Annotated in this window: 16 protein-coding genes; 7 read left to right on the forward strand and 9 right to left on the reverse strand. The window is 59.8% G+C overall.

Annotated features, from left to right (window positions below; all coding sequences use genetic code 11):
• Nucleotides 1-115 precede the first annotated feature (115 nt).
• From PSTAB_RS12375 to PSTAB_RS12395, 5 genes are read left to right on the forward strand one after another with little or no spacing between them, the layout of a single operon-like run.
• A complete protein-coding gene (locus PSTAB_RS12375; protein ID WP_041771764.1) occupies nt 116-553 on the forward strand; it encodes a TIGR03757 family integrating conjugative element protein in 438 nt (145 codons plus the stop codon).
• On the forward strand, nt 550-1485 hold the full coding sequence (locus PSTAB_RS12380) for a TIGR03756 family integrating conjugative element protein (RefSeq protein ID WP_013983176.1): 936 nt from the start codon (nt 550-552) through the stop codon (nt 1483-1485). The genes PSTAB_RS12375 and PSTAB_RS12380 overlap by 4 nt, the downstream gene beginning before the upstream one ends.
• A gap of 8 nt (nt 1486-1493) precedes the next feature.
• Nucleotides 1494-2897: an integrating conjugative element protein gene (locus tag PSTAB_RS12385; protein WP_418080424.1), complete on the forward strand. Its 1404-nt coding sequence runs from the start codon at nt 1494-1496 to the stop codon at nt 2895-2897.
• Nucleotides 2894-3235 carry a hypothetical protein gene (locus PSTAB_RS12390; protein WP_013983178.1) on the forward strand — a complete coding sequence of 114 codons (342 nt, stop codon included), beginning with the start codon at nt 2894-2896 and terminating at the stop codon, nt 3233-3235. Before PSTAB_RS12385 ends, PSTAB_RS12390 begins: the two co-directional genes overlap by 4 nt.
• Nucleotides 3236-3247: 12 nt before the next feature.
• Complete coding sequence (locus tag PSTAB_RS12395; RefSeq protein ID WP_013983179.1) at nt 3248-4765, forward strand: conjugal transfer protein TraG N-terminal domain-containing protein; 1518 nt, start codon at nt 3248-3250, stop codon at nt 4763-4765.
• A 28-nt stretch (nt 4766-4793) separates the two neighbouring features.
• Here the strand turns inward: PSTAB_RS12395 and PSTAB_RS12400 are convergent, their stop codons facing one another.
• From PSTAB_RS12400 to PSTAB_RS12410, 3 genes are all read right to left on the reverse strand, one after another.
• The gene (locus tag PSTAB_RS12400; protein ID WP_041771769.1) at nt 4794-5177 is read right to left on the reverse strand and encodes a DUF3742 family protein; all 384 of its coding nucleotides are present in this window, start codon (nt 5175-5177) and stop codon (nt 4794-4796) included.
• Between the two features lie 111 nt (nt 5178-5288).
• Nucleotides 5289-5702 carry a putative toxin-antitoxin system toxin component, PIN family gene (locus PSTAB_RS12405; protein WP_013983181.1) on the reverse strand — a complete coding sequence of 138 codons (414 nt, stop codon included), beginning with the start codon at nt 5700-5702 and terminating at the stop codon, nt 5289-5291.
• Nucleotides 5702-5977: a type II toxin-antitoxin system Phd/YefM family antitoxin gene (locus PSTAB_RS12410; RefSeq protein ID WP_232244006.1), complete on the reverse strand. Its 276-nt coding sequence runs from the start codon at nt 5975-5977 to the stop codon at nt 5702-5704. Before PSTAB_RS12410 ends, PSTAB_RS12405 begins: the two co-directional genes overlap by 1 nt.
• Before the next feature lie 447 nt (nt 5978-6424).
• Here PSTAB_RS12410 and mobH point away from each other — a divergent pair, with 447 nt between their 5' ends.
• Complete coding sequence (gene mobH / locus PSTAB_RS12415) at nt 6425-8254, forward strand: MobH family relaxase (protein WP_435966888.1); 1830 nt, start codon at nt 6425-6427, stop codon at nt 8252-8254.
• Between the two features lie 179 nt (nt 8255-8433).
• On the opposite strand, the gene PSTAB_RS12420 is transcribed toward mobH, so the two are convergent.
• Genes PSTAB_RS12420 through PSTAB_RS12430 form a run of 3 tightly spaced genes read right to left on the reverse strand, consistent with a single transcriptional unit; the run spans nt 8434 to nt 14494 of the window.
• The gene (locus PSTAB_RS12420; RefSeq protein ID WP_013983184.1) at nt 8434-11544 is read right to left on the reverse strand and encodes an efflux RND transporter permease subunit; all 3111 of its coding nucleotides are present in this window, start codon (nt 11542-11544) and stop codon (nt 8434-8436) included.
• Between the two features lie 2 nt (nt 11545-11546).
• Entirely contained in the window at nt 11547-13211 is a 1665-nt protein-coding gene (locus tag PSTAB_RS12425; protein ID WP_013983185.1) for an efflux RND transporter periplasmic adaptor subunit, read from the reverse strand.
• Nucleotides 13208-14494, reverse strand: coding sequence for a TolC family protein (locus PSTAB_RS12430; protein ID WP_013983186.1), 1287 nt, complete (start codon nt 14492-14494; stop codon nt 13208-13210). Before PSTAB_RS12430 ends, PSTAB_RS12425 begins: the two co-directional genes overlap by 4 nt.
• Nucleotides 14495-14993: 499 nt before the next feature.
• On the opposite strand from PSTAB_RS12430, the gene PSTAB_RS21295 reads away from it, so the two are divergent.
• Nucleotides 14994-15323: a DUF2790 domain-containing protein gene (locus PSTAB_RS21295; RefSeq protein ID WP_003280469.1), complete on the forward strand. Its 330-nt coding sequence runs from the start codon at nt 14994-14996 to the stop codon at nt 15321-15323.
• Between the two features lie 736 nt (nt 15324-16059).
• Here PSTAB_RS21295 and PSTAB_RS12435 read toward each other — a convergent pair.
• From PSTAB_RS12435 to PSTAB_RS12445, 3 genes are read right to left on the reverse strand one after another with little or no spacing between them, the layout of a single operon-like run.
• The gene (locus PSTAB_RS12435) at nt 16060-17115 is read right to left on the reverse strand and encodes a copper resistance protein B (RefSeq protein WP_041771771.1); all 1056 of its coding nucleotides are present in this window, start codon (nt 17113-17115) and stop codon (nt 16060-16062) included.
• The gene (locus PSTAB_RS12440) at nt 17105-17413 is read right to left on the reverse strand and encodes a hypothetical protein (RefSeq protein ID WP_003287672.1); all 309 of its coding nucleotides are present in this window, start codon (nt 17411-17413) and stop codon (nt 17105-17107) included. Before PSTAB_RS12440 ends, PSTAB_RS12435 begins: the two co-directional genes overlap by 11 nt.
• Before the next feature lie 12 nt (nt 17414-17425).
• Nucleotides 17426-19243: a copper resistance system multicopper oxidase gene (locus PSTAB_RS12445; protein WP_080564987.1), complete on the reverse strand. Its 1818-nt coding sequence runs from the start codon at nt 19241-19243 to the stop codon at nt 17426-17428.
• Nucleotides 19244-19331 lie beyond the last annotated feature (88 nt).

The raw sequence follows: 19331 nt of genomic DNA on the forward strand, positions 1-19331 counted from the left end.
CCCGTTGTTCTCCGGCTCGCGATTAAATCGGAAGGCCGTGATTCCCGTTTGTTTGTCGCCGTGTCCCTTTCCGTCGAGTCAACTGCCGACACAATCCACTTCACGGTAGCTTGACATGCCAGCCCCGCTTCCTTGCCCATCCAAACTGCGCATGTACGTACTTGCCACAGCGCTTTGCGCAGCGCTGCTCGGCCCACTGGCGCAGGCCAAGAACATTCTCGTCGTTACCGATAGCCAGCACCCGGTACTAGCTACCAGCGGCGTTCGGGTTATCGAGCTGGATCAGCCGGCCCGAATCAAGGGCGAGCTGGGTGCCCATCTGCCTGCCGACCCCACTCGCAGTACAGCAGTCGTGCAACAGCGGCTGAAGGACGGCGGTAACGCTCTCCTGGCACGCCTTGGTGCGGCTTACCAAGACGTGGTGGATGCCTGGAGCCTGGGCATTACCACGATCCCCGCTGTAGTGGTTGATCAACGCTATGTGGTTTATGGCGAGCCGGACGTCGCCAAGGCGGTTGCGCTCATCGAAGCACATCAGAGAACGCAGCCATGATGTGTTCTCGCCGCCTGCGCGCCGGCATCGCCGCCATTCTGCTGACGATGGGAGTCCCGTCTTTCGCGCTCGACACCTCGACCATCGCTTCCTCGACGCTCTCACCGGACTGTCTGGAATATCGCGTTGCCGGGATCTGTTTCTGGCTGCTCTGCACGTATTTCAGCTACTCCGTGGAGACCTCGGTGAAGGTCAGGCATTACGTGCCCGACGCGGTTGTGTCCAGCTACTCGAACACTGGCGAGAATCCATGGGTGGATGTGCAATCGATAAGCCAACCCAACGCCATGGCACAAGCCGGCGGCGACGGTACGACCAACGAGAACCACGAAAACAACCTGGCGAAGTTCAAGAACGCTGACGTGATCGGCCACCCCGGCGGCTATGTGCTGAGCCAGTTCGCCTCCGGCTTCGGCTATATCTGCAAAGGTGCCGGCACCGCCTTCATGCCTTACCTTTTGAGTACTCTCGACACCATCGCGTGGCGCTACAACATCCCCGAAATGGTGTACCCGGAAGCGCTGACTCCGGGCGAACGCGAGATCGGCACCCGCACTGACCGCAATCTCTGGGGCAACGTCTATCCACGCGGCGGCTTCCTGCACCAAAGCGATGACTATATGGCCGGTGCGGTAGTAGCCCAACGTGCCGGGGATGTCGTCACACGCCGCGGCCAGATCCACGTCTACCAACCTCTGCTCGCCGATGCCGAAGACGGCTACTGGCCAGCCGGTGAACTGGTTGAGAGCGACGCCACGACAGGCAAATGGCAGGAACTGACACCGACCCTCTCTCCCACATGCGCGGTCTTCCCTCACTCCGAAAACCGCGTGCAGGCGCAGCAGGGTGATTACGCCTGGGCGCTGTGGCGACCCTATAGCTGCTGCGAACGCGAAGGTCAGGTCTTTCTTGGCAGCGTCGATTTCAATTGAGGCAGGCCATGATGACCCGTTGCACGTCCTTTCCTGCTGTAATGCCGGGCCCTCTCCTTCTAACCGCCTTTTTGATGATGGCGAGCACAAACACATTCGCTCAGACCAGCGTCAACCAGCATGGTGTGCAACACCAGGGCTCCGTGATCGGTGACGATGTGCTGTATTCGATCGGCGGCGGCCAGGCCGTGTCGATGACACCCGCGCCCAATATGCGCTCCATTGGCGTCGGCGTCGGCTGGAACAGCAATCTGATCTGCGGCGACATGTCTATCTCGACCACGATCCAGAACCAGCTGAACGGCGTGACCAACGGGTTCCAGACCATCATGTCGTCAGTTATTCAGAACGCTACGGCCGCCGTAGCGTCGTTGCCAGCACTGATCATCCAGAGGGCAGACCCAGGGCTCTATAACCTGCTCACCAACGGCGTGTTGCAGGCTCGGCTGGACTTCGACCGCTCCAAACTGACCTGTCGCGCAATGGCGGAGAAAATGGGCGACATGGCTGGCGGCCAGATCGGATGGAGCCAGCTCGCCGATGGGATGGTACTTAAGCAAGCCGTATCCAGCACCGACGCTGTATCTGCCATTGAGCAGACCGAAGCGAGCCGCGGCAATGAAGGGGTGGCCTGGGTCGGTGGCGAGAATGCGGGAGGCACAGGGCAGCGCCCGATTCGCGTCGTCAGTGATGTCACCCGCGCCGGTTACAACCTGGTTAACGGGCGCGATGTCGACGACACCAGCTCGATCGATCCGAGCAGTTGCGGTGGCAACCTGACCTGCCAGACCTGGAACTCGCCCGCCGCAGCCTCAGCCTGGGCCGTACGGGTGTTGGGCGAGCAAGAGCAGCGCACATGCGAAGCATGCACCAAGACCATGGCGACGCCCGGCGTCGGCCTGACCCCGCTGATCCAGGAGGAATACGAGGAGAGGCTCGAAGTACTACAGGGGCTGATCGCCGGCAGCCAGCCCCTGAGCTTCGACAATTTACAAACGGCCGGCAGCGCCTCGCTGCCGATTACGCGCGGCGTGGTCGAAGCACTGCGCGATGAACCCGACCAAGACATCCTGGCGCGACGCCTCGCTTCGGAAATCGCCTTGTCCAGCGTGCTCGAAAAAGCACTGCTGCTGCAACGTACCCTGCTGACTGGACGCAAAGAACCGAACGTTGCAGCCAACGAACTGGCGCAAAAAGCAGTTTCACACGAAAGCGACCTACTCGACCGCGAAATCCATAACCTGAAAACCGAGCTGGAGCTGCGCCGCGAGCTGGCGAGCAATTCGCCCACTGCCATCATCCAGCGTCACAGCGCACGCTCTGCGGGCTCGCGAGGCATCTATCAAGGTGATCCGGCCCGCGACCGGCTCGATCAGTTGCAGCGCCCACCAAGCAGCGGGAGCACTCCATGAGCATGGCGTGGCGGCGCCACTGGCTACGTCGCGCAGGTTTGACGCTGCTGTGGGTCCTTCTGCTACTGGTCGCGACAATCACTGCCAATGTCGTCGGCATCCACTTAGCCGGCGGCATCGAGGGTTGGCAGCAATGGCTGGATGATCATAGCGGCCATTTCCTGGCCTGGCGGCTACTGCTCTATGCCGGCACTACTTGGGGCTGGTGCTGGATGCGGCGCCGTGTACTGGCACGCGAGGCGGAAGCCGGCACTCACCGGCGCCTGCGGACGGCCGAAATCGCTGCCGTCATCGCAGTAGCGGCACTGGAGATCAGCCAGTTCGTACAAGGCGGATAACCGGAGGCTGCAATGACCCTCTACACCACCGATTACCTTGAGTATTACTTGACGCTTGTCTCCTGGATCGTCCACAACGGCATTTGGGCAGTTCTCGTCGCCAGCGGCGTATTCGCCATACCCTTTTTGGCCATCATCATTCAGGAATGGCTCAAGGCCCGCGCGGAAGGTGCCGACGAAGGAAACAAAGGCGCGTTGTCGGCCGTGCGTATCGAGAACCGCATCTATGTGTCCATCGTGGTTATCCTGTTCGCGGGCATGCCGTTTATCGACGTGGATTTCAACACGCTCCAGTTCGATCGCACCCGCTCAGCTCAATGCCAGGTGAGTGTCCCAGCCCCTGCTGAGACAGGCTGGTCACAGTCCTTCAGTACCCTCAACAACCAATCAGCCAAAGTGCCGGTGTGGTGGGCCTTCATGCACACCGTCTCGCGGGCGCTCACCGGCGCTGCGGTGGCGGCGATCCCCTGCGGCACCGATCTGCGGCAGATGCGCATGGAGGTCGACGCCACCCGCATCGATGATCCAGTCCTCGCCCAAGAGGTGAGCGATTTCACTCACGACTGCTATGGACCTGCACGCGCCAAGCTCTTCATGAATCGCCCGACCCTGGACGAGGAGCAGATGTACGACGTGACCTGGATCGGTTCGCGCTTCTTCCTCAACACTGCGGGTTACTACGACATCTACCGGGCAATGACGCCACGCGAGGGCTGGGCCTACGACAGTGCCCGCGATGCTGGGTTGACTGAGGTGCCCAGCGGCGCGGGTTATCCAACCTGCAGTCAATGGTGGTCCAGCAGCGCGAACGGACTGCGTGCGCGCCTGCTCGGCCAGGTCGACCCCAGCTTGCTGACGCGGATCGGCGGCTGGGCCGGTTTCCTGTCACAGGATCAAGTCAACGATTCGGTGATTCGCGCCATCGCGTCGCCCCGGCAGCAGAAGCTCAACCAGGGGGCGGTCTACAGCGACTACGGCGGCCAGATCGAAATGACCATCCCCAATGTCGCCACCCGTGCCGTCGGTGACGCCGGGCTGACTATCGGCTCCATTGGATTCTTCCCCGCGATAGATGCGATGCGGCAGGCGCTGCCGATGGTTCTGGCACTGCTAAAGATGGCACTGGTGATCTGCATCCCGTTGGTGCTGGTTATCGGCACCTACGATCTCAAAACCGTAGTCACGATCAGCATCGTGCAGTTCGCGTTGTTTTTCGTCGATTTCTGGTTCCAGCTCGCGCGCTGGGTCGACTCGACGATCCTCGACGCGCTCTATGGCTGGGGCTGGGGCTGGAACCGACCGCACGCAAACTTCGATCCGCTGATCGGCTTGAATAATACCTTCGGCGATATGGTCGTCAGCTTCGTGATGGCGACGATGTTTATTACGCTGCCTGCATTTTGGGTTGCTGCCTTATCCTGGGTCGGCGTTCGCATCGGCGGCCTGCTCCAAGGGCTCTCGGATGGCACACGACCGGTAAGTCAAGCAGGAGGCAAAGCGCCCGGAATGCTCTCAGGTAAACTCAGGTAGGCGGTGATCCCGACAGCTAAGGATGATGTTAGTCATCGTCATGCTGCGCGTCTGCATAACGCGAATCGGGAGCGTCGTTGTAAAGAGCCGGGTGGTAGCCAGGATTGATCTTATGTTCAGCTTGCTCACCGACCGCCCACTCTTCTGACGCATCATCATCGGAGTCGCGGACCATCCATGCCGCAACCACTGCAAACAGAAGCACCAGAACCATCCAGAATGCGACGTATAGCAGCACACCGAGCACCGCCAACTTGGTAATCCAGAGCAAGGCGATAGCTCCACCTGCAGTTAAACCATGCGCTACAAGCCAACCATTCATCTTCCGCTCCTGACGCAGGCATCCACGCCACATCCGGCCGAGTATTTGGCCAAGGCGCTCCGCGAATGAATGCTGTGCAGAAGGTTTCATGGTGGGTTACCTCTTGGTCGTTCTGTTGTGTCCCTCTCAACATCGGTTCAGCCGTGCTCGTGGCTCGCGTGGTTATTCAGGCGCAACGGGCATCGCTGCCCGCGATGCCCGTCAGACACCGTGGCGCGACCAAAACTCCGCAGGCGTTACGATGGGATACCGATTTGCCAGCGCAAGCAAGTCCTTGTCGCCGGTAATCAGATAATCGGCCTGCGCCGCCATCAGCGTGAGCAATACGAGCTGGTCAGCCGGGTCACGCAGGTCTGCCGCATGTTCGCCCTCCGGCTCGACGATATCGACCAGGAACATGAGGCTGTCGACCAGATCGCGGATCTCCACGGGGGTCATGCCGATTCGGGGCAAGCGCGGCAACACACGGGCCAGCTCGTCCAGGATGTAGTGCGAAAGCGCGACATCCAGACCGCCTTGGCGCCAGGCCGCCACAATGCGCCCCGGCACGCTGCCCGGATACGCCAAGCCCGACACCAGCACGTTGGTATCGAGCACGACGCGCAGCCCTGCCATCAGCCCCGCTTCCGCTCAGCCGCAACCGCAGCCTCGATCTCGGCCAGACCGTCCTCGACCGATACGCTGGCGTAGGCCTCGCCGATCCGGCCGCTCAACGCATCGAAGCGCTCCTGCATGCGTCGAATGCGGGCGAACAGCTCGGCGTCTACAAGGGCCGCAACCGGTTTGCCGTCCTTCTTGATGACGATGCTGTCGTTGCGGTATTGCACCTGGTTGAGCATCTCGCCCAGGTTCTGCCGGAAGCTCACGGCGCTGACTTCGGTAATCATCATCCACCTCGGACCATATCGGTCAATATGATTGATATGATCATTATGGTATAGGTTCGGCATGGTGTCCATCCGGCTGGCCTGTGTGGGTCACCACGGTAGAGGGGGAACAGCCTGCCTTCTCTAAACAATCCGGTTTGGATCATCACCGCATTGTCTGGTGCCAGCAAAGGAGCAACTGCCCGCACCAAAAGTCTGGAAAAGGGCAAGAGACTAGAAGTCACGAGGAAAGGCCCTGCCTGAACTGAGCAAAGCGCACGGCCAAACGTGCTCCTTCTAGGGGCGCCCTCAAAGAGCAATCACCCACACCGCATAGACGCTCGCGGATGGCCGTTCGCGCCTGCTATATCAAAGGATTCCAGCAAGGGCGCAAGGGAATGGGACTCAAGGGAAACGGGCTTACCCGGAAAGGGAAAAGGCCCTCGCCTGCCTCAACTCCAGGTGCCATCGATGCTCTCGCTATTCCAACGAAAACGCCCAACAGCAGCCTCTCTCCCCTCCACCGGAGGCAAGGAAAAAGGACTGATGCGGCCCGAGTCGGTCGCCTCCCTGCTGTCCACAACGCGCCGGCAGAAACTGCTGGAACACATCTGGCAACGCACCTCGCTCTCGCGCAAGCATTTCGCCTCACTCTACTTGGCTCCGCTGCAACGCTATGCCGAGCTGGTCCAGCAGTTTCCTGCGTCGGAAGCGCATCATCATGCGTATCCAGGGGGGATGCTGGACCACGGCCTGGAAATCGTCGCGTATGCGCTCAAACTGCGGCAGTCGTACCTGCTACCCAGTGGCACCACACCCGAGGACCAGGTCGTGCAGGCAGAAGCCTGGACCGCCGCCATAGCCTACGCCGCGCTGCTGCATGACATCGGCAAGATCGCTGTCGATCTGCACGTCGAACATGCCGACGGCAGCATTTGGCACCCCTGGTACGGCCCGCTGGCACGCCCCTACCGATTCCGCTACCGGCAGGATCGCGAATACCGCTTACACAACGCGGCCACGGGCTTGCTGTATCGCCAGGTGCTCGATGGCGAGATTCTCGACTGGCTCAGCACCTTCCCGCCACTCTGGTCCGCACTGCTGTACGTTCTGGCCGGCCAGTACGAACACGCCGGCGTCCTCGGTGAGCTGGTCATTCAGGCCGACCGTGCTTCGGTTGCCCAGGCCCTGGGCGGCGATCCTGCACGGGCTATGGCGGCCCCGAAGCAAGCGCTGCAGCGCAAGCTGCTCAATGGCCTGCGCTACCTGCTGAAGGAGGAGCTGAAACTCAACCAACCCCAGGCGTCGGACGGCTGGCTGACGCAGGATTCTCTGTGGTTGGTCAGCAAGACTGTTTCGGACAAGTTGCGCGCGCACTTGCTGGCACAGGGCATCGAAGGTATCCCTGCGAACAACACTGCCGTGTTCAACGTGCTGCAGGATCACGGCATGCTCCAGCCCACCACTGACGGCAAGGCAATCTGGCGAGCAACGGTCACGAGCGACGCAGGCTGGTCGCACACGTTCACACTGCTGCGATTGGCGCCGGCTCTGATCTGGGAGGGAGATGGTCGGCCGGAGCCGTTCACTGGCACTGTCGTGATTGAGGTAGAGCGCAACGATGCGACCACAGAATCATTCATCGATAGCGGTGAAACCTCACCCGTGGCGACCGCCGCACGTGCGGCCTCTGCTGCACCCGCTGCCGATAGCGTCGACGCCCTGCTGGCATTGCTCGGCACCTCAGATACCGAACCGCACCCACAGAGGCCGGAGGTTGAACCACCCCCAGCAACGGGCATCAATGACCCGGCCGCACCTTCCCAGGCGAACGATTCAATGCTGCCCCCTGCCGCTGTACTTCCGCCCATCGAAAACGGTGGAAACTCACCGGAGTCACCTTCCGGCGAACATTTCCTGGCTTGGCTGCGGCAGCGTGTACAGAGCCGCAAACTCATCATCAATGACGCCAGGGCCCTGGTGCACACCGTGGCCGACACGGCATTTCTGGTTAGCCCCGGTGTGTTTCAGCGCTACGCACAAGAGCACCCGAACACGGCCACGCTCGCCAAGCAGGATCAGGTTGCAGATTGGCAGTGGGTGCAAAAGCGCTTCGAAAAGCTGCAACTGCACCGCAAGCAGGTCAATGGTCTGAACATCTGGACCTGCGAGGTGAAGGACCACGCAAGTCACGACGACTGCATGGTTACCTGCTGGCAGATCCGAGGCATCTGTTCGAGGAAGTGCCGCTCAACAACCCGTTCTTACAACTTGGCGTTGATCGCAGCTGACCCGACTTGAGCAAGAGAATGTCGCTAGTGTGGACTACGAAAGTGCCGAAGCCTCGCTCGTTGCAACATACAACCATCTCTGGACTCAGCAGCTACTCGGGCTTTTGTTGTCTGCTTATTTGCTCCCGGAGGCCTGGGTGGCGCCTCCAAACCTCCGGGTAAGCTGCGAATGAACACGCTACCGAGCGATCACCGCAGACTGCGCTGCTTGACCAGCATGTAGATCGCCGGAATGACCACAAGCGTCAGTACGGTGGAAGAAATCATCCCACCCACCATCGGCGCGGCAATGCGTCGCATCACCTCCGAGCCGGTACCGGTGCCCCACATGATCGGCAGCAGGCCGGCCATGATGGCCACTACCGTCATCATCTTCGGCCGTACTCGCTCGACTGCACCAGTTATGACTGCCTGGTAGAGATCAGCCACCGTTAACTGCTCGCCGGCTGCTTCCCGTTCGGCTCGGCGCTCGGCGAGCGCATGGTCAAGGTAGATGAGCATGATCACACCGGTCTCGGCAGCCACGCCAGCCAGGGCGATGAAGCCCACCACCACGGCCACCGAGAAGTTGTAGCCCAGCGCCCACATGAGCCAGATACCACCCACCAGCGAGAACGGCACCGAGAGCATGACGATCAGCGTCTCGGTAAGCCGGCGGAAATTCAGGTACAGCAGCAGGAAGATCAACACCAGGGTCAGCGGCACGACGATTTTTAGCCTCTCCGCCGCCCGCTCCATGTATTCGAACTGGCCGCTCCAGGTCACGTAGTAACCGGGTGGAAAGGTCACCTGATCATTGACCGCCTGCTGTGCCTCTCGCACATAGCTGCCGATGTCGCGGCCGCGAATATCGACATAGATATATGCTGAGAGCAGCGCGTTTTCGGTACGAATGCTGGGCGCGCCCTTGGAAACGCTGATATCGGTGAGCTGCCCGAGCGGAATTTGTGCGCCGCCCGGCGTTGGCACCAGCACCTCGGTGGCAATACGCTGCGGGTCGGAGCGCAGCTCCCGTGGGTAGCGAACGCTGACGCCGAATCGCTCGCGCCCTTCCACGGTCGTGGTCACAAGCTCGCCGCCCAACGCAGTGGCTATGACCATCTGCACCTCACCCACCGTCAGGCCGTAGCGGGCCAGGGCATCGTAGTCGGGGGCAATATCAAGATAGAAGCCACCCGTGATGCGCTCGGCAAACGCGCTGGTTGTCCCGGGCACCGCCTGCACAACCGTCTCGATCTGGGTGGCCAGCCGCTCGATCCCGGCGAGGTCCATGCCAAACACCTTGATGCCAATGGGCGTTCGTATGCCGGTAGATAGCATGTCCAGGCGCCCCTGAATGGGCATGGTCCAGCTGTTGGCCACACCCGGAAACCGGAGCGCTTCATCCATCTCGGCGATGAGCTTATCCATCGTCATTCCCGGCCGCCAGTGCTCTTCCGGCTTGAGGTTGACCACCGTCTCGAACATTTCGATCGGGGCCGGGTCGGTGGCCGTGGCCGCGCGGCCCGCCTTGCCGAATACCGAGGCTACCTCGGGAAAGCTCTTGATGATCCGGTCCTGCACCTGCATGAGTTCCGCAGCCTTGGTGATGGACATGCCCGGGAGCGAGGCCGGCATGTACAGCAGCGTGCCTTCGTTGAGGCGCGGCATGAATTCGCTGCCAAGCTGGCGCGCCGGCAGGATGCTCACGCCCAAAACCACGAGCGCCACCACGATGGTTGTCACCTTCCATCGCAGCACGATATGGATGATCGGGCGATAAATCCAGATCAGGAAACGGTTCACCGGGTTCTTGTGCTCGGGGATGATCCGCCCGCGCACGAACAACAGCATCAGCACCGGCACCAGCGTCACCGAGAGTAACGCCGCACCCGCCATGGCGAAGGTCTTGGTGAAGGCGAGCGGCGAGAACATCCGTCCTTCCTGGGACTCCAGCGTGAACACCGGTAGGAAGGAAACGGTAATGATCAGCAGCGAGAAGAACAGCGCCGGCCCCACCTCGCGGCAGGCTTCAATGATGACCTCTGCCCTCGGCTTGTCCGGCGACGCTCGCTCCAGGTGCTTGTGCGCGTTCTCAATCATCACGATGGCCGCGTCCACCATTGCGCCGATAGCGATGGCGATGCCGCCCAGGCTCATGATGTTGGAATTGAGCCCCAGCCAGCGCATGAGGATGAAGGCGATCAGGATGCCCACCGGCAGCATGAGGATGGCCACCAGCGCACTGCGTACATGTAGAAGAAACACAATGCACACCAGCGCGACGATGATCGACTCTTCCAGCAGCGTGACCTTGAGATTGTCCACGGCGCGCTGGATAAGATCCGAACGGTCGTATACCGGCTCGATCTCGACACCTTCCGGCAGGCCGGGACGAATCTCCTCTATCTTGGCCTTCAGGTTGTCGATCACGTTCATGGCATTTTCGCCGTAGCGGGCGACGGCGATGCCGCCGACCACCTCGCCCTCCCCGTTGAGCTCGACCACGCCGCGACGCTCATCAGGGCCGAGCTCGACGCGCGCCACATCGCGCAGCAGAACCGGCACCCCGCCCGCGGCCTTGAGCACCAGTTTCTCGATGTCCGCTGCACCACGCAAATAGCCGCGACCGCGCACCATGTACTCGGTCTCGCTCATTTCCACGATGCGACCGCCCACGTCGGCATTGCTGGTGCGAATGACGTCGGAAATGCGGCTCAACGGGATGTCGTAGGCCTGCAGCTTCTGCGGATCGACGGTGACCTGGTACTGCTGGACGAAGCCGCCGATGCTGGCGATTTCGGACACACCCTCGGCCTTGGTGAGTTGATAGCGCACGAACCAGTCCTGCAGCGTGCGCAGCTCCGCAAGGGTATGCCGCGCACTGGTCAGCGCGTACTGGTAGACCCAGCCAACGCCGGTGGCGTCCGGCCCCAGCGCCGGTGTCACTCCAGCTGGAAGGCTCTTGGAGGCGAAGTTCAAGTACTCAAGCACCCGCGAGCGCGCCCAGTAGATATCGGTGCCGTCCTCGAAAATCACATAAACGAAGGAGGCGCCAAAGAACGAGAAGCCCCGTACCACCTTGGAATTGGGTACCGAGAGCAGTGCGGTGGTGAGCGGGTAGGTAACCTGATCCTCTACCACCTGCGGCGCTTGCCCTGGAAACTCGGTGTAGACGATCACCTGCACGTCGGACAGATCCGGCAACGCGTCCAGCGGGGTTTTCACCACGGCGTAGACGCCGGCGCCGATAATGATCAACGTGGCGAGCAACACCAGGAAGACGTTGCGAACCGACCATTCAATGATTCTGGAGAGCATGTTCAATGCCCTCCATGGGAATTGCTGTGGCTATCCGGCATGACGTGGCCGGAATGCGCGTCTGGCGTGGCGTGGTTTTCATGGTCATGCCCATCACTTGGCGACGCATCAGCCTCGCTGCTTCCGTGACTGCCGACATGAGCGTCAGTGCTGCTCTCAATTGGGACGGTGTGGCCGGCGTGACTGGCATGAGCGGCATGAGCGCTGTGTGCGTCGGCATCGGTCGGGGTGGCGGCATGGCCAGGACTTTCGTGGCTCCCATGATCATGGGCATCGGCTGCCGCCGACTTCGGGCTCATGCCGCTCAGCGCTGCCTTGAGGTTGCTCTCGGCATCGATCAGGAAGTTGGCCCGCGTGACCACGGACTCTCCCTCGCCCAGCCCTTCAAGCACTTCAAGAAAGCCGTCTGCCAGTCTGCCGGTGAGCAGTTCGCGCGGCTCAAAGCGACCCTCACCCAGGGCGACCAGTGCGACCTGCCGAGTGCCGCTGTCGATCACCGCCGAGTCGGGAACCGCGAGCACGGGTGTGCGCTCCCCAGCAGCCAGCTGGGCAGTGCCAAACATGGCCGGCTTGAGCAGGCCGTCGGGATTGGACAGCTCGATACGAACCTTTACAGTGCGGGTCTGCGGCGAGAGATCGGGGTAGATGAAGGTCACCTCGCCAGTGAAATGGCGGCCTGGATAGGCGCTGACCGTGAGCTGTACCGCTTGCCCCGGTTTTACCAACGCCAGGTCCTGCTCGAATACCTCAGCGATAAGCCAGACGGTATCGAGGTCCGCAATTCGGTAGAGAGCGTCCCCGGCCTGGAAGCGCATGCCTTCCAACGCCGGTTTGTCCAGTACGACCCCATCCACCGGAGCGGTGATCGTCAAGGTACGGCTGGTTTTGCCGGTACGGCGCAAGCGCTCAAGCTGTGCTTCGCCAATATCCCAGTTGCGTAGCCGCTGCATGGCAGATTCTGAGAGTGAGGCGACCCCCTGCCTGGCATTCGCACTGCCAGCCGCTAGGCGCTGTCGTCCAGCATTGGCGATCAAGAACTCCTGCTGCGCCGAGACCAACTCGGGGCTATACACGTCTATCAGCGGCTGACCCTTGCGGACCGGCTCACCGGTGGTGTTTACGTGGAGCTTCTCAATCCATCCGTCGAACTTCGGCGCCAGGGTGTACTGGCCGCGCTCGTCCACCTGCACCGTACCGACGGCACGCACCGTGCGCGTGAGCACTCGGCGCTCGACCGGCGAGGTCAACACGCCCAGTAGCTGGATCTTCTCGGGGCTGATGGTGACGGTGCTTCCGGATTCCTCACCCTCGTAGACGGCGATGTAGTCCATGCCCATAGAGTCCTTCTTCGGCACTGGCGAGGTGTCCGGCAGCCCCATGGGATTGCGGTAGTAGAGAACCTTGCGCTCGCCCTGCGCGACAGTGGGCGCCTCGTCGGCATACACCGGGATGTAGTCCATCCCCATCGGGTCCTTCTTCGGCACCGGCGAGGTGTCGGCCAGGCCCATGGGATTACGGTAGTAGAGGACCTTGCGCTCCTGTGGCGCGCTGCTATCGACGGTCTCTGAGGAAATTGGCTTTTGCGCCATCAGGTAACCGCCGGCAAACCCGGCGATTGCGGTGGCGAGGGCGAACGTGCCGGCGCCCAGAATCATGCTGCGTTTCATAGTTCTGCTCCGACAAGACGCTCCAGTTCCACTACCCGTACGCGCTGCTCCAGTTCGTACGAAAGGAGCGACAGCCGCAGTTGGCGGATCTGTCGCTGGGCATCGAGCAAGGTGGCGAAATCGACGTTGCCGGTCTGATAGCTGGCAAGCGCTGACTGATAGGTGAGTTCTGCCTGCGGCAAGAGTGTTCTTGCGGTCAGCGCGTGCTGTCGAAAGGCGGTTTCCAACGCCGACCAGGCTTCACCGACGCTACCGGCGAGGCGGCTGTTGACCGCTTCACGCCGGGCTTCTGCGGCGTAGCGCATGGAGACGGCCTCGCGCTGTTCGGCGCTGCGGCGCTTGCCCCACAGGGGAATGTTCATCTCCAGCATCAATTCGAATTCTTCGGCGCGGTTACCCATCTGCACGACGGCGGTGCCGACGGTGACATCCGGAATCCAGTTCCGGCTCGCGAGCTCCTCGGCGCGTCGGGCTTCCTGAATCCGTGCATTGAGCTCGGCCACTTGAGGGTTGCCGCCAAGGATTCGCGCCTGCAGCTCCGCCAGGGTAGGCACCGCTGCAGGCAGCGCGGACCAGCCGGCAGGCGTCGCCAGCGGCGCGTTCGCCGGGCGCGCCAGAATACCGTTGAGCCGCGCCGCAGTACTGCGCCGGTCACGCTCCAGGGTTAGCAACTCGCTCTGCAGGCTGCTGTGCTCGGTCTGCGCCTTGATCACGTCTTGCTGCGGTGCAAGCCCGACCCGGTAGCGCGCCTGGGCGATGCTCTCAAGCTCATCCACCAGGCTGCGCAACTCCTCGGTCACCTGGGTGGCGGCATGGGCGTACTGGTATTCGTTGAAGGCCAGTTTGACCAGACTCCTGAGCTCGACCCGGCTCAGGCGCTCGCGCGCCACCGCCTGCTCTGCGCCCGCCTCGGCGATCTCGCGGGCAAGCCCTCGCTTGCCGCCCAGCGGAAAGGTCTGACGGAACGCGTAGCGTGTGCTGCCGACGCCGCTCGGCGAGAGGCTCGGGTCGTCACGGGCGATACCCATTTCTTCGAACGTGAGCATCGGATCAGGAAGCGAGCCGGCCACGTCGGGCCGCTCCCAGGCGGCCTGTCTCTCATACCCTGCAGCCCGCAGCTCAGGGCTCTGGCGTTCGAGCAGGTCGAGCAGCGGAGGCAAGGTGGCGCCAAATTCGGCTGACTCTGGTGCGGCTTGAACACTGCCGCTCAGAACAAGGCCCAGGGTGACAGCAGCCAGCAGCACTCGTTGGCTGCCAGGCAACGGTTGAACGATCCAGTTCATAGCTTCCCCTTTCTGCTATGCCGGCCCCTTTGATCGCAGCGCCGAAAGCCAAAACCTTTCCCAGCTTCGGCTAGGTCCACCAGGCTCTCTCTCATCGCGCAGAGCGAAAGGTGCACCAATGAGCCACTTCCTTTTCTCAAAATATTCATCAGATCTAGCTCCGTAGCACGCGGAGTCGGCACAAGGAAAAGCATGGGCTCGTTAGTGATCCGAGCCTCGAATTAAGAAGCGTTTTTTATTGCCTGGCTTTATTGCAGATCAGGCCTGTCATGCAGATGACCTGGACATTACATCGATGTCAGCTTTTTCAAAGCAATACTGATATGCCGAAAATCCAACACGGAGATCTGGCGCAACGAGACTTGCGTTCTTAAATATTAACTTTTTAAAAAACATTAGCCGGACAAACCAATCAATTACAACAATGTAATCCTGAAGTCATCCACCTGAAATCCCGCCAAGCTTATAGTGCCAGCGACATTTTAATCAGGAGTTGAACATGAACACTGGCAGAATCATGGCCGCATTATCATTGATGACGGTAACTTCGCTGACCATGGCTGGAGGTAGTTCGGATAGCACTTATGGAGAAATGATTCGCGCAAACGAAAAGGCGATGCAGGAATACGCCATCTCCACCGGAAAGAATCCACCAAAAGTAGTGCACTATCGTTATGGAATGGAGCTAGACATTGCCAAAGTCATCCAAACCACACGAACTGACATAACTTGCAATGAGGTGATACCAGCACAGATGACTTACGAGGACTCCAAGGGCAACTTAAATATTCTTGAATATCATGTAGCTGGAACTAACTGCCCGGGATAACACAAGGAGCGTTCAACTGTCGAGCGGCATGAAGGCCGCTCGCATATGATTACGCTATATACCAGAGAGATAACCCACCTATCGCTGAGCTTTCAGCCGACTTTATGTATCGCGTCCAACAATGCGGGTCAGGGGCATTGAAAGCTGTGATACCACTACCGGCTAGTGGTAACACGGCAGCTACCTGACCAGCGTCACGCTGTATACATGCCAATCACCTTGCAGACATGCAAAACTCCGCCTACATCCATATCTAGCGTGCCAGACAGCGGCGATCCCGATGAAGTCAGTGCGCTTGGTGAGCCAATGACCGATAACGGTAGAGCCTGATCTTGCTCAGCGCCCCATTTCGGCAGCTTGCAGGAAAGCAACCATGCCTCAATTTACTCGTCACTCATGCCCCAAACAGACATACCGGTGGCTTTGATATTGGTCAAGGCTGCTGGGTATAGCGTTTGGCTCAGTTCAATATCGACGAGTCTTGGTGCTAAGCGGCATCTAACGCATCTGAAGATGCGTTTACCAATGCGAACACGGATAAGCGATTTACTACTCAACTCCGACACGTGGATGTTCCATGGGGGGCATCAATGGAACGTTCGTGCGCCTTCGCGGGCGAAGCATGCACTACGGGGAATGGGCATCAAGAGCACCGACGTCGCCTCCGGCTAAAACTTCAGCGTTACCGACAGTGCCCTCTGCCTCCTAGCTTATAACTGTCTTCGTCCTCTCTGACTCAAAACCATACCCGGATGCCAGCGACAAAGCGCGCCTCTGAAACATCCCCGTCCTCCTCACGCACCAGGTCTGCAGTGTTGCCATAGGAGCGGCTCCAGGAAACACCGATATAGGGCGCAAACTGCCGGACGATCTCATAGCGCAGACGCAAACCAAGTTCGGTATTGGCCAGCCCCGACCCTACGCCTCGTTCTGGATCGTTCTTGCCATAGAAGTTCACCTCGGCTGTCGGCTGGAGAATCAGCCGGTTGGTAAGCAAAATGTCGTACTCACCCTCGAAGCGGGCTGCGGTCTGGCCATTCTCACCAATAAATGCGGTAGCCTCTGCTTCGAAGTCATAGAGCGCCAGCCCCTGAATGCCAAACGCCGCCCACGTTTGAGGTGACTCCGGCTTAAAATCCTGGCGGACGCCGGCAACCACATCCCACCAGGGTCCGATTGAGCGCCCATAAAGCAGCTGCAGTTCAGCATCCTCGGTAACGCCGTTGGTGCGCTCCCCCTCCGAGCGAAACCAGACCCGATTGATATCACCGCCCAGCCAGCCGGAGGCGTCCCAAGCCAAGGTGCTGCCTTCATCGGCATCCTGATATTCGAATCGATCAAGCAGAAAGAAGCTGTTGATGGCGCTGTCATGCACCTGATGGCCGGGCAGCGGCGGAAACGCCGCCTTCCGGTCGGCGTCCGTAAGAACCGGAATGGGCGTACGACTGGTCGCTCTCGCAACGTCAGCGGAGCCATGGTTCATCTTGGAATGATCCATGGCGCTATGATCCATCTCACCCATTTGCCCTTGCATGGCGCCGTGATCCATCTTGCTGTGATCAGCCGCAGGAGTCTGGTTCTGCGACGTTCGCACCCTGGTTGGCTGGCTATGATCCATGCCTCCCATTGCGCTCGGTGCAGAGCCATGATTCATCTGGCTATGGTCCATGGGCATAGAGCCATGGACCATCGCGGAATGGTCCATTTCAGCAGCTGCGGTGAAACCACCGCTGAGGGCGCTCAGCGATACAGCCAGCGCTATGAACGAAGGACGCGTGATCCTAGTGGTCATGGTTCGAACCTGCCTCGGCTTTGCCGCCATGCCCACCCATCATTTTTTTATGATCCATCCCATCATGATTCATGGAACCGTGATCCATAGCGCCATGGTCCATTTGCTTCATCTGGGATGTCTTTTCTTGCGACGCAGGAGCCGCTTTGCCACCAGCACCCTTGTGCGTTTCAGCCGAGTGCTGGGCATGCTCGTTGTGATCTTGATTTGCCATCGAGGTAGGGACGTACAAGGTGGCTATCAGGCTCAGCACGGCGACACCACCAAACAGCGCTTTTCGTTTCAGCAAATTGCTCATTGAATCTCTCCTCTACTCGTCCACACGAACTTCACGGAACATGCCCATTTCCATGTGAAGCAACAGGTGGCAGTGGTAAGCCCAACGCCCCAATGCATCGGCCGTCACGCGATAACTACGTTTCGAGCCCGGCGGGATGTCGATGGTGTGTTTGCGCACCAGAAAGTTGCCGTTCTCGTCTTCAAGATCACTCCACATGCCATGCAGGTGAATTGGGTGGGTCATCATCGTGTCGTTGACCAAAGTGATACGAACACGCTCGCCATACTTGAGTCGCAGCGGTTCAGCATCAGAGAACTTGATACCGTCGAACGACCAAGAAAACTTCTCCATGTGCCCGGTGAGGTGCAGTTCAATGGTGCGGCTCGGATCGCGGCCGTCCGGATCGAGGAAGGTGCTGCGAAGATCAGAGTAAGTGAGGACTTGACGCCCGTTGTCACGCAGGCCGATTCCCGGGTCGCTCAGATTTGGCGCCGGCGTCATGGTCTGCATGTCAACTAAAGGGTTATTGGTTTCGGAAGCCGGGTGCGACTGCATCGTGCCATGGTCCATCCCCGCCATTTGGCTGTGATCCATACCGGACATGCTGCCATGGCTCATGCCTGCCATTTGGCTGTGGTCCATGCCTGCCATCTTGCTGTGATCCATACCGGCCATAGAGGCCATCCCGCTCTGCATAGAGCCATGCTCCATGCCATCCATGCTGCCGTGATCCATGCCCATGTCGGCCATTGAGATAAGCGGACGAGGGTCGACCTCTGGGACAGGCGCGCTCAGCCCTTCGCGAACCGCCAAGGTGCCCCTGGAATAGCCGGTACGATCCATGGATTGCGCGAAGATGGTGTAAGCCTGCTCGTTTTCGGGTTCGACGATGACGTCGTAGGTTTCGGCCACGGCGATGCGGAACTCATCGACACTGACCGGTTTGACGTACTGCCCATCAGCCGCAACCACCGTCATCTTCAGACCAGGAATACGGACATCGAAGTAGGTCATGGCTGCAGCATTAATGAAACGCAGTCGAATTTTTTCGCCCGGCTTGAAGATGCCCGTCCAGTTGCCGTCCGGCGCCTGGCCGTTCATGAGGTAGGTGTATGTGTAGCCACTGACGTCGGCAAGATCCGTAGGGCTCATCTTCATCTCGGCCCACATCTTGCGGTCGGCAATAGCAGCGGACCATCCCATCTCGCTCACGTCATCAATGAAGTCACCGACGGTGCGTTTGTGATAGTTGTAATAGTCCGATTGCTTCTTCAACTTTGCCAGGACCCGATCCGGATTCTCGTCGGTCCAGTCGCTCAACAGCACCACGTAGTCACGATCGTAGCTGAAAGGTTCGGGATCTTTCGCATCGATCACCAAGGCACCATAAACTCCGGCCTGTTCTTGGAGGCCCGAATGGCTGTGGTACCAATAGGTACCATTCTGGTTGACATCAAATTTGTACTCGTACATGCCGTCCGGAGCGATGCCATGGAAGCTCAAGCCAGGCACACCGTCCATGTTGGCCGGCAGGATAATGCCGTGCCAGTGAATGGACGTATCCTCCTGCAAACGATTGCGAACCCGAAGAGTGACTGTATCTCCTTCCCGCCAGCGCAGGATCGGCCCTGGAAGTGAACCATTGATAGTCATTGCGGTGCGGGCCGCACCCGTTATGTTTACTGGAACCTCACCAATGAACAGATCAAAGTCGTTACCGGTCAGCACGTTAGCTTGTCCTGGGCTAGTGACCGCCCAAACCGGCACGCGCCACATGCCCAAGCCACCAAGTATTCCAGTTGCGGCTAACCCTTTGATGAAGGTCCGCCTTGTGGGTTTTCTATGCATATTTCTTCATCCAATTATTAGATGAGCTGGTAGTTTTAATCCAGCTTCGGGCTTGTGGCGCCCTGATGAATATTTAAAGCACGCAGTA

Source organism: Stutzerimonas stutzeri (assembly GCF_000219605.1).
In the GTDB taxonomy this organism is placed as follows: Bacteria; Pseudomonadota; Gammaproteobacteria; order Pseudomonadales; family Pseudomonadaceae; genus Stutzerimonas; species Stutzerimonas stutzeri.

What these genes read in the sequence shown, in the direction of transcription:
- PSTAB_RS12375 (WP_041771764.1), top strand. Translation starts at nt 116, where the DNA reads ATGCCAGCCCCGCTTCCTTGCCCATCCAAACTGCGCATGTACGTACTT.
- PSTAB_RS12380 (WP_013983176.1), top strand. Translation starts at nt 550, where the DNA reads ATGATGTGTTCTCGCCGCCTGCGCGCCGGCATCGCCGCCATTCTGCTG.
- PSTAB_RS12385 (WP_418080424.1), top strand. Translation starts at nt 1,494, where the DNA reads ATGATGACCCGTTGCACGTCCTTTCCTGCTGTAATGCCGGGCCCTCTC.
- PSTAB_RS12390 (WP_013983178.1), top strand. Translation starts at nt 2,894, where the DNA reads ATGAGCATGGCGTGGCGGCGCCACTGGCTACGTCGCGCAGGTTTGACG.
- PSTAB_RS12395 (WP_013983179.1), top strand. Translation starts at nt 3,248, where the DNA reads ATGACCCTCTACACCACCGATTACCTTGAGTATTACTTGACGCTTGTC.
- PSTAB_RS12400 (WP_041771769.1), bottom strand. Translation starts at nt 5,177, where the DNA reads ATGAAACCTTCTGCACAGCATTCATTCGCGGAGCGCCTTGGCCAAATA.
- PSTAB_RS12405 (WP_013983181.1), bottom strand. Translation starts at nt 5,702, where the DNA reads ATGGCAGGGCTGCGCGTCGTGCTCGATACCAACGTGCTGGTGTCGGGC.
- PSTAB_RS12410 (WP_232244006.1), bottom strand. Translation starts at nt 5,977, where the DNA reads ATGATGATTACCGAAGTCAGCGCCGTGAGCTTCCGGCAGAACCTGGGC.
- mobH (WP_435966888.1), top strand. Translation starts at nt 6,425, where the DNA reads ATGCTCTCGCTATTCCAACGAAAACGCCCAACAGCAGCCTCTCTCCCC.
- PSTAB_RS12420 (WP_013983184.1), bottom strand. Translation starts at nt 11,544, where the DNA reads ATGCTCTCCAGAATCATTGAATGGTCGGTTCGCAACGTCTTCCTGGTG.
- PSTAB_RS12425 (WP_013983185.1), bottom strand. Translation starts at nt 13,211, where the DNA reads ATGAAACGCAGCATGATTCTGGGCGCCGGCACGTTCGCCCTCGCCACC.
- PSTAB_RS12430 (WP_013983186.1), bottom strand. Translation starts at nt 14,494, where the DNA reads ATGAACTGGATCGTTCAACCGTTGCCTGGCAGCCAACGAGTGCTGCTG.
- PSTAB_RS21295 (WP_003280469.1), top strand. Translation starts at nt 14,994, where the DNA reads ATGAACACTGGCAGAATCATGGCCGCATTATCATTGATGACGGTAACT.
- PSTAB_RS12435 (WP_041771771.1), bottom strand. Translation starts at nt 17,115, where the DNA reads ATGACCACTAGGATCACGCGTCCTTCGTTCATAGCGCTGGCTGTATCG.
- PSTAB_RS12440 (WP_003287672.1), bottom strand. Translation starts at nt 17,413, where the DNA reads ATGAGCAATTTGCTGAAACGAAAAGCGCTGTTTGGTGGTGTCGCCGTG.
- PSTAB_RS12445 (WP_080564987.1), bottom strand. Translation starts at nt 19,243, where the DNA reads ATGCATAGAAAACCCACAAGGCGGACCTTCATCAAAGGGTTAGCCGCA.